The following is a 13,355-nucleotide window of genomic DNA, read 5'->3' as shown; positions in this document are numbered from 1 at the left end:
TTATCCTCCTATTTTTACATTTTGGAAATTATTATTTTCAAAAATCATTTTGATTTCATTCATTTTTTCATCTGAAGGTTTAGTAAAATCGTTACCTTCGTATTCCTTATCTAATTTAGTATATTTGTGTTTTCCTATATCGTGATAAGGTAGTAAGTTTACAGCTTTTATATTAAGAGGTTTTAGAAGTTCTATCATTCTCATTACCTCTTCATTATCATCATCAACATTTACTCCACCGATTAATGGTATTCTTATATTTATAAATGCTCCATTATCATTTAGGAATTTTAAGTTTTTAAGTATTAAATCGTTTGATTTTCCTGTAAATTTCTTGTGTTTATCTTCATCTACTAATTTGATGTCGAATAAGAATCTATCAGCGTATGGTAGTATTCTTTCATAATTTTCTGTAGGTGCATATCCGCAAGTATCTATTGCTACATCTATACCTTTATTTTTGCATCCTTTAGCTAATTCACAGATAAAGTCCATATCCTGAACCATTACTTCACCACCAGATAAAGTAACACCTCCGCCAGATTCTTCATAGAAGATTCTATCTTTATCTATAAGTTTTAATAATTCCTTTACTGTGTACTCATCTCCAACTATTTCTCTTGCATTGTTTATGCAGTAATCTAAGCAAGTTGAACATAGTTCACATTTATCTTTATCTAGTCCTACACATCCATCTTTCATGAATATTGCATCGTGAGGGCATATTTCTTTACATTTTCCACATGCTCCACATCTTTCCCGGTTGTATAGTACTTCTTTTTTATATGACTGACTTTCTGGATTATGACACCATACACATTCAAGTGGACATCCTTTGAAGAATACGGTACTTCTTATTCCAGGACCATCGTGTATGCTGCATTTCTGAAAGTTAATAACTAATGGTTTCATAAATGCATCTCCTATTTCTATATTCTACATAGCAATTAATTTTGATAATTATTTAACTCTTTTGAGCAAAAGAAAAAGATAAATATGATTAGTTACTAAGATATTTATCTTTAAAAATGAAAAATCAATTGCAAATTAATTGCGCTTATCTAAAACAATAACCTTATAACTGAATATTATCACATGACATTTTTAAAGTCCATAATATTTCACAAACCTGCAATACCAATATAATATTGTTATTATTTTATTAATAACAAAAAAATATCGTTTTCTTAGCATATAGTCGGAAGCATTGATTTCACTAGATTTTTATATTTTATTTTTCTATATTTTATTTTTATAGTTGTTTTTTACAATTTTTTTCATAGCAAAAAAATACTGTAATATATTTTTATTACAGTATTAAAAAATCCATATAAATTTTTTCTCTATATATTTTTTTATAAAAAGGGGTGTAGAAAATGAATAATTTATTTCATAATTATAATAATTTTTCTCATTTTTTTCACTTTTTAATTTACATCTATCATTTATTTAGAAAATGTAACTGTCAATTTCTGTTCTCTACCATTTCTAAGTACAGTTATTTCTGCTTTATCACCATTACTATATCCGTATAAAGCTTTATTTAAATCGTTCATACTAGTTATTTCAGTATTTCCTAATTTTATTATTATATCTCCTGCTGCCATTTTTGCTTTTTCAGCTGAAGATCCTGAAGTAACTTCTGCTACATATACTCCGCTATCTCCTGTTAAATCCTGTCCAACAGCCTGTTCATATGTTTCTAAATCTGTTCCTTTTATACCTAAAGTAACTTTTTCGTAGTTACCGTCTTTTATAACTTTATTTATTATGTTCTTAGCTGTATTTATTGGAATTGCAAATCCTAAGCCTTCACCCTGAGATGCTTTAGCTGTATTTATACCGATTACCTGACCTTTTTCGTTTAATAATGGCCCACCACTGTTACCAGAGTTTATACTTGCATCTGTCTGAATTAGACCTGTCATATTTGTTGACTGGCTTGTGCTTATTGTTCTATCAAGTCCACTTATTATACCCTGAGTTACACTCTTCTGAAGGTCTAATCCAAGTGGGTTACCTATTGCTATTGATATATCACCAACAGCTACATCATCGCTATTTCCTAAATCTGCTGCTGTAAGTCCTGTTTTATCTACTTTTACCATAGCTAAGTCCATCTGAGAATCGTACCATATAACCTTACCGTCTATATCTGAACCGTCACTGAATAGTACACTTACCTTTGTTGCATCCCCATCAGATACAACATGTGAATTTGTTAATATGTATCCGTTTGAATCAACTATTATACCAGTACCAACACCCTGTGTTTCCTGTGGTATAGCAAACATATTGTCCTGACTCACACTAGTTGTTGTTATACCTACAACTGAAGGAGTTGCTTTTTTAGCAACCGCCTGATAAACATTTTGGCTCTTTGAATCTTCACTTACTACTATATTTGATGACTGTGAACTGCCACTTCCTATTTTATCTTTAAGTGCGAATAGTGTAAGAGAACTACCTAATATCGAACTTATTACCGCAACCACTACTATTAATCCTATTCCTTTGTTTTTTAATTTCATAAATTTCCACTCCATTCCGTCTAATTTTTTATCTCATATCTCAATTAGATAAATTTTCTTATTCTTTAATTTCTATAAAAAAGAAATCTCTTTAAAGGATTTACTCTCCTTTGATGATTTCATTATATTATCATTAGCTTAACTAAAACTTAAAAGAATATATTTTTCATAAAAAAACTCCAGTTTAACTGAAGGCTTCCTACATACAATTTAATTGGAGATTATCTATATACAAAAAGAGACCATTGCAAATTTGCAACAGTCTCAATTATTTATATATTATATTTTATTCTACAACGTGTTTTTTCTGAGCTATAACTCTCTTAGCTATATTAACAGCATGGTCTGATACTCTTTCAAGGGCTGTTATTATATCAAGGAATACAACACCATTATCTATACTACAAAGGTTGTTGTTTAATCTGTACATATGGCTTGCTCTACAAGTTTTTTCCATCATATCTACTTTTTCTTCTATCCGGAATACTTTGTATGCTAAGTTTATATCGTCATTTTTGAACGCTTCTAATGCACTATTGTATGCAGATATTACGTAATTGTATATTTCTTCTAACTGATTCTTTCCTTGTTCAGAGAATTCTAGGTCTCCGTCTATCATTATCTGAGAAAGTTCTGCTATGTTTTTAGCATGATCTCCTATTCTTTCTATATCATTTACTGTGTTGAATAGGTTGTCTACAGCCTCTCTTGAATCTTCATCTAATGCTGCAGTTTTTGATAATTTTAGAAGATAGTTAAGTATTATTTTCTGAAGTTCGTTTACAGTTTCTTCCTTAACAAAAACTTTTCCTAAATACTCATCAGATTTTTCAATTATAGCTGATATTGAGCAGTCTAAACTTTCTTTAGCTTTGTTGCCCATTCTATATGTTTCTTTTATAGTATTGATAAGAGCTATTGAAGGTATTTCAAGCATCTTATCATCGATGTATTTAACTGTTTTAACATCTTCTTCATCCTCAGCCTTGTCTGGGATTATTCTCATAGCTAACTTAATTATAAAGTTGTTGAATGGAAGTAATATTAAAACAGATATTATGTTGAATAATGTATGAGTATTTGCTATCTGTCTTGCAACATTTCCTGGATCCATTCCTGTAACTAATGAAACAACTGGTCTATTAAGGAATATTAAGAATAATACAGTTCCAAGTACGTTGAATATCAAGTGTATTACCGCAGCCCTCTTGGCATTTTTATTTGCACCAATACTTGAAAGTAGTGAAGTAACACAAGTACCTATGTTCTGACCATAAAGTATTGGTAATGCTGCATTTAGAGGTATTAAACCTTCAGCAGCTAATGCAACTAACATACCCATTGAAGCACTTGAACTCTGAACTATAGCAGTTATACCGAACCCTAGTAATAATCCTAAAATTGGATACTGTCCAAATGAAACTAGCATATCTGTGAATCCTTTGTAATCTCTTAAAGGTTCAACAGCATCTTTCATGAATTCCATACCTGTAAATAACATACCAAATCCTATAAGGATTTCTGATATATGTTTTATTTTTGGATTTTTACCAAATAAATAAAGTACTATCCCTATTCCAAGAGCTACTGGAGCCATACCATTAAGGTTGAATGATACCAACTGTGCTGTAACAGTTGTACCTATATTTGCCCCCATTATAACTCCTATTGCCTGTTTTAATGTCATGATTCCTGCATTAACGAAACCAACAACCATTACTGTAGTAGCACTTGAACTCTGTATAACAGCTGTAACACCAGTACCAACAAGTACTCCCATAAATATATTACTTGTCAAAAGTTTTATTATCGCTTTTAATTTTGTCCCGGCAGATTTTTGTAATCCTTCCCCCATAAGGTTCATACCATATAGGAAAAGACCAAGTCCTCCCATTAGACTTATTACTATGCTCAAAATATTACCTCCTCCGTTATAGATTATTTCTATTCGTTTTTCTTTTGCATATCAATTTTATAATAGCAAATTCAAAGATTAGTTTAGTTAAATCCATGTTAAAAATGTTAAGAAAACATAACAAATTTAACATTGTAATTTCTGATGTTTTTATACTTTTCAAATTCAATTTTATATTTTTATTTTACACTTTTATATTTTTCGATTATTTTTTCAGCACATTTTATTCCATCTACCGCCGCAGTTACAATACCTCCAGCATATCCTGCCCCTTCACCACATGGGTAAAGTCCAGCTACATTCATAGCTTCAAGAGTTTCTTCATTTCTCACAATTCTTATTGGAGAAGATGATCTAGTCTCTACACCTGTAAGTATTGCATCGTGCATATCAAATCCTTCTAATTTTCTACCTAGCTTAATAATTCCTTCTTTCATAGTTTCAACTACAAATCCAGGTAGACATTCATCAAGAGATGTTAAAGTTATCCCTGGATTGTATGAAGGATTTACATCTCCTATACTAGTAGATGCCTTATCTTTTAGGAAATCTCCTACAAGCTGAGCTGGTGCGTTGTAATTTTCTCCACCTAATTTAAATGCAAGCTGCTCGTATTTTCTCTGGAATTCTACCCCCGCGAGTGGATAGTCGCTATCAAAATCTTCAGGAGATACATTTACTAAAAGTGCACTGTTTGCATTTTCTTTATCTCTGCTGTGTTCACTCATTCCGTTTGTTACAACCTCATTTTCCTCTGAGGCCGATGCTATTACACTTCCTCCAGGGCACATACAGAATGTGTAGGCTGTTCTTCCATTAGAAGTATGCTCTATTAATCTGTAGTCCGCAGCTCCAAGTCTAGGATGATTGTAATATTCTCCGTACTGAGATTTATTTATCATCTGCTGAGGATGTTCTATTCTAGCACCTATTGCAAAAGGCTTCTGAATTATTGTAACTCCTCTTTTGTAAAGCATCTCATAAGTATCTCTTGCACTGTGTCCTATTGCAAGTATCGCAGCTTCTACTTCTATTTTTTCGCTGTCGTTTATTGTTATACTAGTTATTTTGTTGTTTTCTATACATATATCTGTAACCTGAGATTCAAATCTAACCTCTCCACCTAGGTGTTTAATATCCTCTCTTATATTTTTAACGACATTTTTTAGTATATCTGTCCCAACATGTGGCTTATGAGAGTAAAGTATTTCTGAAGGTGCATCGTGATTTACCAGCTCTTCAAGAACTTTTCTACATCTTATGTCCTTAGCTCTTGTAGTTAGCTTACCGTCTGAGAATGTTCCCGCTCCACCTTCACCAAACTGTACGTTTGATTTTTTATTAAATATTCTATTTTTCCAGAAGTTATTTACATCATCAGTTCTTTTATCTACATCTGCCCCTCTTTCAATCATTATTGGGCAGTATCCGTTTTGAGCTAATAAAAGAGATGCAAATAATCCAGCAGGCCCACTACCTATTACAGCAATTTTTCCTTTTGGCCCTATATTTCCACTCTTAACGCCTATATATGATTTTTGTTTAACCTGTACTACATCTTTATGCTTTCTTTTAAGCACTTTATCTTCATTTTTTAATTCTACATCTACAGTGTAAACAAACATCATATTGCCTTTTTTTCTAGCATCAATTGATTCTTTGTATATGCTGTATTTTACTAATTCATTTTCTTTTATACCTAGTTTTTTTATTACTAATTTTTTTAGTATGCTTATATCTTCATCTATTGTAAGCTTTAGGTTTGATACTCTTAGCATAATTTTCTCCTTTCTTTTAATTATCTGTTCCTATTTCTCTATTTTAATATTAAAATTATTTATTTCTATTTTATTTTTAGCTTTTGACCTTAAAAAAGGCCGTCTAAAAATCGGTATTTAAAATAATGCCGAACAGCAATCATGCCATTCGACATTAATTAAATACAAACTAGTTAGACGACCTTAACACTTCTTAGTTATAAGACCTCTTATTACTTTCATGTTGTTAAATACTTTTTCAATGAAGTTTTCTGCTTCTTCATTATCAAGTAAGTTTATTTCAAGATTTTCGTTATTTTCTATACCTTTTGATTCGCAGTAAGATTTAGCTAAATCTATTAATTCGTTTCTTTCTGCTTCTGATAAAGAAAAATCTTTGTAATCTATTATTATGTACTGTTTTACGTTAGATTCGTGGTTTTTGTTGTAACCAATTTCTATATGGTATATTACTGCATATAGATTTTCTCCATCTTTGTAAACTGGTACAGCTGGATTTGATTTTATATAATCTGTTGCCACTGCTATGGCATTTCCTAATTTTAAACTCATAATTTTATACCCTCTCTTTTTAGATGTTATCTAGTTTATCTATTAAATATATTATACTATAACATCAAGAGTACTGATATAAAAATTTTTTTTATTTTGTATTAAGATTAAATAAAATCTTACACTAAATATTAAATAATATTTTATGCTAATATTAAATAAAATCTAATACAATTATATTAATTCAATTAAAAAACTTATACTAAGCTTTTAATTCTTTAGCTCTTTTTCCTATTGTACTTGCACTTATATCGTATTTTTTAGATATGCTAGCCTGAGTTACAGAAACACCTTCTTCTTTTTTAACAAGGTATTCTACTGCAGCTGCCCAACCTAATTCAGATCCTTTGATTTCTTCATGGCTTGCTTCGTACTCTTTCCAGAATGAAGCACATTTTTCTTTGTATTCATCTTCTACAAATTTGTTTATTATAGCCATTACGCTTCCATCATCTTCTGTAGTTTCTTCTTTTGTTTCTTTTGATTCTGTAGCTTCATTATTTGCTTTAGCTATTAAATTTTCTCTAACATAGTTAGATACTTCTTCATCTAAAAGCTGCTGTAAATATCTGTAGAATACGTATGTATGGTAGCATAAGAATATTTTTTTGTTTGGCCAGTCTTCTTTGTTCTGTTCATATAGTCTTTCTATATCTTCAACCATGAATTTACCAGTTGATTCTACTATTTTAACAGTTATGTCTATAAGAAGTTTTACACCACTTACTTCTACTATTCTAGCTATTATTGTATCGCCTTCTTCAAAATCTTTAAGTATTTTTACATCGTCGACAGCTACTTCTTCACCTAGGAAGCAGTCTCTTAATAATACGCTTTCTTTTTCTTTTTTAACTATTGTATATATACTAGAGTAAGAACTTATTAAACTCTGTATTATTCTTTTTTCGTTGTCAGTTATTTTGTTTTCTACTGGATAACACTGAGCTATTGTTATTCCTTGTTCAAGAACATGGTCGCTTATGAAGAATGTGTTGAAGAATTTTTCAAATCTAGCTTTTACACCGTCTGTTTTTAATATGTAGAATAAATCCTCAGCATTATTCATTTCATTAGCAAATCTTTCATCTCTTGAGTATCTATATATTTTTGTATATATTTCCGCATACTGCTTCTGAGCTTCTGTTAATCTTCTGTTGTATCTTTCCTGTTCTAAATCTTTTTCCATACAACAGTTTTTATATTTTTTGCCACTTCCACAGTAGCATTTATCGTTTCTATTTAATATCACTTTTCAATTTCACTCCCTTATTATTTTTTAATAATACAATACACATCTTATTATTCTATCATTATTTGCAATATCAATCTACAAAAAAATTGATTTATTTTGATTAAATGCATTATATTTTTGCTTGAGGGAGCATTTTTTTATATTTTGCTAATTTTTAGGACACATTCAAACTTTGTCGACGGACTTTTATTAGTTTCTCGACGGTTGTTATCTTGTGTAGTTTCCTGCTTATGTTCTTTTGTATCTGATTTGTTTTTTATTTCTTCTATGTTTTTAATTGTACTTTTATTTTTTTCTGATGAGTCGATGTTTGATTGACTTATTTTGGATACACTAAAGCTTTTTATATTTTTTTCGATTCCTCTAGAATTAAGTGCATCAACTACTTTAAATATTTCCTGATATGTTCCAACGAATTTTATACTTATATTTGATACCCTCGCTCCATCTTCATTTAATTGAACTGTGTTTTCTATACTTTGAATATTTACTATTCTTCCTATTGTGTTTTGAATTTCGATTATATCGTCTTTTCCACCAAATACTGTTATAACTTTCTTTTTTTTAGCTTCTTTTTTTAATATTTCTGTCTGTTTTTTGTACCGCTCTACTTCTTTTATTTCTTGATCTATTTTATATTTTTCTGTTTCTAGTAGTTGTTTTCTTTCTTTTATTGGAGTTATTATAAAAATATTTGTTAAGATAAAAAGAAACAGTAGAAGAATTATTTTAGATAATTGTCTTTTTTTGTTCATTGGTTTACCTATTTCCAGAATCTATCTCAAAAGTGTAAACACTTCCGCCTTCTATTCTTTTAATGTAAGATTCTTTCAGTATTTTGTTTTTCATAAGTATTTCTATAGTTTTCATATCCTTAGATTTTCCTATTACCTGGGCACTTTCCTGGTCTACATACATACTATCCAAATTTTCCTCTCCTACTGTTTCAAATATTTTCCTTACATTCCCCATGTTTATTCTTTTATTATTGTTATTTTGTTTATGCTCATTTTGTGAATTTATCAAGATATTGTCATTAGTTTGATTCTCGATTATATAGTTTTGAATGTTTTTTATTTCTATTATCCCACTTATAATATTGAAAATAATAAGAAAGAACACGACCATAGAAGCTATTCTTGTTATGCTTATACTACTTTTCCTTTTATATTCAAAGTAGTCTTTTAGTCCATTTTCCTTTAGAAATCTGTTCTTATTTAATATCATTTTCTTTCCTCATTATTTAAAGCTATTTTTTAAATATTTTCTTTTTAGTTAATCTTGTTTTCTTTATATTCTTTCTTTTTATATGATTTTTATTTTGATATTAGTTTAGTTTTTTAGCAGCAATTTGGAAAAATTCTTCTGGAGATACATTTTTAAAATCTTGTACAAACTCAACATCTTCTTCAAAATCTATATTACATAATTTACAAAGTCTATAATATATTTGTAAATCGTCTGCGTTTGTATTTCCAAGACCTATTATTCCAACACATTTTTCAAATATTTTATCCGCCAATTCATCAGTGAATTCTTCTTTTTTTATTACACAACAGTATTTTACCTTTTGTTTTGCATATACACTTACAACTAAGTCATCATCCCTAAATTCTATAACACCCATTTCCATTACTTCCCCAGTTGATGTATGCTCTTTTTCCATTTTTATCATATTTTCCATAATATCTTCTCCCTTGATTTTTAATAGTCTTTCTAGCAAGTTGACATTTGTGTGCATTGCCCTATTTTCAATGCCTATTCTATCGCATAGTTCAGAAAATAAATCTACATATTTTTTTGGAAATAATATAACTTGAATCTCTGTATCCTCTTTATTACTATCTAATATCTTATAATCGACAAAGTAATCATTAAATGTTCTAGAGCAGAATTCCTTTATCTCTATATCTACAGCCTTGATTATATCTTTCTTTTTAATTGCAGAATCTATTTTTATATTTTTAAGTATTATGTCGCTTTCTTGTATGTTTATGAATACAGATTTACATTTTCCATATTTTAAACCTTCATTTATTATGCAATTAGATAATTCTTCTATATATTTATCTCTAAACGTTTTTTCTATAAATATTCTATTATCCAGAGTAATTTTCTTTTCTATATTTGATAGGATTTTTATCTTTCTTCCATTTTTTGTAAAAAATATTATTTTACATTTTGATTTTGTAGGGTATAAGTTTAGCTCTACTTCTTCTTTTTTCATATTTATTACCTACTTTTCTTCTTAGTTTTATTGCAGTTCGCCCTTAGCTTCTTCTTTTGGCTTTGGATACATTTCTATATCATTTACTTTTACACTTACGCTTTTGCCTTCTTCGCTAACCTCTATTGTAAAATCTCCGTCAACACTCTGAGGTACTGGTTCGCTATTTAAGTATCCTTTTGTTAATAAATTAGATACTGTTATTTGATCTGATGGGACCCCTTCACTCATTGCTATTGTTGCAGCTGATGCTATATTTGCTGCATTTGTATAGTCTATGTTTTTTCTTGCATTAGCTTCTACTTTTCCATATTTTACAATTGCAATACTTGCTAAAATTCCAAGTATAGTAACTACTATTATCATCTCGACAAGTGTAAATCCTTGTCTCTTTTTTTTATTTTTTAAATTCTTTTTCATAATTACCCTCCTGATTTTGAGTCCGACAATCAAGATTAATTGCCGGACATTTACAGTAATATTTGTATTAGCCATGATTTTTATTTTTAGAATGAACTTTTAAATTGCGGTAATTGCATCAAACATAGGCATTACTATAGCTATTATTAACCCACCTATAACAAGACCCATAATTATAGTTATTGCAGGCTCTATAAGCCTTATAATCCTATCTGTCATTATATCTAACTCATTTTCAAAGAATGTGTTTATATATTGAAAGCTTTTTTCTATATTCCCACTTTCTTCTCCATTTTTTAACATTGATATTAAAACATCTGGAAATACACTAGCTAAATCTATTGATTTTGAAATACTACTACCTTTATTTATATATCTAAGAGATATTTCTAATTGCTTTTTTATATAATTGTTTCTTATTATATCTGAAGCAATTTCAACAGAATTTATAATAGGTATCCCACTTTTTAACATTATGTACATATTTCTAGAAAAACTTGCCGTAACAGACATCATATAGTATTTATTCCATAGAGGAAGCTTACATTTTAATTTATCTATTTTATCCATATTTTCTGTATTACTTTTTATCAAAATATAAATCAATACAGGTATTAAAATAAATATAGGCACTAAAATATTCATATATTCTCTCATAAAAAGCATACTCGTTATCACAATATAACTGAAAAATGGAGGCTTTATATTGTTGCTATCAAATACCAAGGCAAAATTTGGTATAACTGCATACATTATGAAAATAACAGCAACTATCATCATAATAAAAAGTATAGCTGGATAAATCATAATAGATTTTAATTTCGACTTAACCCTATAATCTCTTTCATAGTATTCAGACATATCCTTTAGTACAGTGCTTAGCTTTCCTGAATTTTCTCCACATCTAATCATACTCAAAAAAAATTCACTAAATAATTCACTACTTCTAAAAGAATTTTCTATAGAATATCCTTTTTTTATATTTCTTGTAGATTTCAAAAAACATTCTTTATATTTTTTATTTTGCTGATTCCCTATTGCCTCTAAAATATCATCTATACTAGCTCCAGAATCCAACAATATAGACATTTGACTACATATAACTCTAAGTTCTTTACTTTTAATTTTTTTAGGTTTAATAAAATCTTCAAGTATAGACAAATCAATATTTTCAAATTCTTTTATTTTTAAATCTTTAAACCAAGCTATATACTTCTCTTTCATCCAAAACCTCATCCTTTAAAAGTTTTTCTATACTTTTTTCAAATGTAATCATCCCAGATTTTTCAGCTACATTTCTCATAATATCCTTATCTAAGTTATCTTTTATATGACTTTTTACTCTATCATCTAAATTCATAATTTCGTGTATAGCAGTTCTTCCAATATATCCCCTTCCATGGCAGACTTCACATTTTTCAACAATCCCACCAATATTTTTGCAGTATTTACATTTTTTTCTAGCTAATTTTTGAGCTATAACGCCTATTAATGAAGCTTTTATCAAATATGGTTTTATCCCCATATCGGAAAGTCTTATAATAGCAGACACAGCATCTTCAGTATGTAGAGTACTTATAACAAGGTGTCCTGTTATAGCTGCTCTAACTGCTATCTCTGCTGTTTCTGTATCTCTTATTTCACCTATCATGATAATATCTGGATCCTGCCTTAGTATTGACCTAAGTCCTTTTTCAAAAGTTAAACCAACTTTTTCATTTACTTGAATTTGATTAATTCCATCTATCTTATATTCAATTGGATTCTCTATTGTAGTGATATTTCTCTCTAAGTCCATAAGTTTTTTTATAATTGAATATACAGTAGTTGTTTTACCACTTCCAGTTGGACCACAGACAAGAATTATTCCAGATTTTTTAGATATTATTTTCGATACTAACTCCATCTCATCTTTTGAAAAATCTGGCTTAGATATATTTTCTATAAATATATTTTTATTCAAAATTCTCATAACTATCTTTTCGCCATTTACAGTAGGTATTGAAGAAACCCTAACATCTACATCTGCTCCATTTTCAAACAATCCTAGTCTTCCATCCTGAGGTATCCTTTTTTCAGCTATGTCCATTCCTGATTTTAATTTTATAAAAGATACAAATTCTGGATAAAAAGCCATAGAAAATTTGTCATAAAGTTCTAGTTTTCCATCTCTCCTCAGTCTAATCCTAAACTCTTCTTCAAAAGGCTCAATGTGTATATCACTTATATTTTCTCGAATCGAAAACTCAGTTATTCTTTTGAATAATCTTTGAGCCCTATCTTCGCTGTCCTCCATATTTGAATCGTATCGCATATTTATCTTTTTTCTTATATTTTCTTCAGTGTTTTTTACTATGATAGGTTCTTTTCCTGTAGCTAGCCTAATATCTTGTATAAGCTCTATACTTTCCTCTGATGTCTCAACCGTTACAGTTGTATCTGTCTCGTCTAAAAGATATGCATTGTATTTTATGGATATTTTCTTGGGAATTCCAACTTTCAATAAAATCACTCCTTTTATAAAATTTTTAATTTAAAAGTCATTCTATTTTTATTATCGACACTTTCATCTGACATATTCACATATTCTTATTTTCAGAAAATATTTTTTTTGGTATACAACTTTGACAATTTTTTACAAATTTATAGAGATTTATAAATTTTATATTTTAAAAGTTTA

12 protein-coding genes are annotated in these 13,355 nt (G+C 29.0%); all 12 read right to left on the bottom strand.

The window, feature by feature from the left end:
* The 12 genes from ACK2WO_RS03800 to ACK2WO_RS03745 all read right to left on the bottom strand — a co-directional run bounded on the left by ACK2WO_RS03800 (position 1) and on the right by ACK2WO_RS03745 (position 13,187).
* Positions 1 to 912, bottom strand: coding sequence for a trans-4-hydroxy-L-proline dehydratase activase (locus ACK2WO_RS03800; RefSeq protein WP_178412027.1), 912 nt, complete (start codon positions 910 to 912; stop codon positions 1 to 3).
* 533 nt (positions 913 to 1,445) lie between these two features.
* Positions 1,446 to 2,531, bottom strand: coding sequence for a serine protease HtrA (gene htrA / locus ACK2WO_RS03795; RefSeq protein ID WP_414698410.1), 1,086 nt, complete (start codon positions 2,529 to 2,531; stop codon positions 1,446 to 1,448).
* 286 nt (positions 2,532 to 2,817) lie between these two features.
* The gene (locus tag ACK2WO_RS03790) at positions 2,818 to 4,446 is read right to left on the bottom strand and encodes a Na/Pi symporter (protein WP_178412025.1); all 1,629 of its coding nucleotides are present in this window, start codon (positions 4,444 to 4,446) and stop codon (positions 2,818 to 2,820) included.
* Positions 4,447 to 4,625: 179 nt separating this feature from the next.
* On the bottom strand, positions 4,626 to 6,224 hold the full coding sequence (locus tag ACK2WO_RS03785; RefSeq protein WP_414698409.1) for an NAD(P)/FAD-dependent oxidoreductase: 1,599 nt from the start codon (positions 6,222 to 6,224) through the stop codon (positions 4,626 to 4,628).
* A gap of 183 nt (positions 6,225 to 6,407) precedes the next feature.
* Complete coding sequence (locus ACK2WO_RS03780; RefSeq protein WP_414698408.1) at positions 6,408 to 6,776, bottom strand: hypothetical protein; 369 nt, start codon at positions 6,774 to 6,776, stop codon at positions 6,408 to 6,410.
* Positions 6,777 to 6,978: 202 nt separating this feature from the next.
* A complete protein-coding gene (locus tag ACK2WO_RS03775) occupies positions 6,979 to 8,025 on the bottom strand; it encodes an SEC-C metal-binding domain-containing protein (protein ID WP_414698407.1) in 1,047 nt (348 codons plus the stop codon).
* 140 nt (positions 8,026 to 8,165) lie between these two features.
* Positions 8,166 to 8,783 (bottom strand): hypothetical protein, encoded by a 618-nt coding sequence (locus ACK2WO_RS03770; protein WP_414698406.1) that lies wholly within the window; start codon positions 8,781 to 8,783, stop codon positions 8,166 to 8,168.
* A gap of 4 nt (positions 8,784 to 8,787) precedes the next feature.
* Positions 8,788 to 9,255, bottom strand: a complete 468-nt coding sequence (locus tag ACK2WO_RS03765; protein ID WP_414698405.1) for a hypothetical protein — start codon at positions 9,253 to 9,255, stop codon at positions 8,788 to 8,790.
* 100 nt (positions 9,256 to 9,355) lie between these two features.
* Positions 9,356 to 10,255 (bottom strand): hypothetical protein, encoded by a 900-nt coding sequence (locus tag ACK2WO_RS03760; protein ID WP_414698404.1) that lies wholly within the window; start codon positions 10,253 to 10,255, stop codon positions 9,356 to 9,358.
* Between the two features lie 27 nt (positions 10,256 to 10,282).
* The gene (locus ACK2WO_RS03755) at positions 10,283 to 10,675 is read right to left on the bottom strand and encodes a type II secretion system protein (protein ID WP_414698403.1); all 393 of its coding nucleotides are present in this window, start codon (positions 10,673 to 10,675) and stop codon (positions 10,283 to 10,285) included.
* A 99-nt stretch (positions 10,676 to 10,774) separates the two neighbouring features.
* Positions 10,775 to 11,899 (bottom strand): type II secretion system F family protein, encoded by a 1,125-nt coding sequence (locus ACK2WO_RS03750; protein ID WP_414698402.1) that lies wholly within the window; start codon positions 11,897 to 11,899, stop codon positions 10,775 to 10,777.
* Entirely contained in the window at positions 11,871 to 13,187 is a 1,317-nt protein-coding gene (locus ACK2WO_RS03745) for a GspE/PulE family protein (RefSeq protein WP_414698401.1), read from the bottom strand. Before ACK2WO_RS03745 ends, ACK2WO_RS03750 begins: the two co-directional genes overlap by 29 nt.
* Positions 13,188 to 13,355: the final 168 nt, after the last annotated feature.

It is taken from the genome of Peptacetobacter sp. AB845 (genome assembly GCF_047528295.1).
Classification (GTDB): Bacteria; Bacillota; Clostridia; order Peptostreptococcales; family Peptostreptococcaceae; genus Peptacetobacter.
The sequence above is the reverse complement of the archived record's forward strand: the minus strand, read 5'-3'. Positions and strand labels throughout refer to the sequence as shown.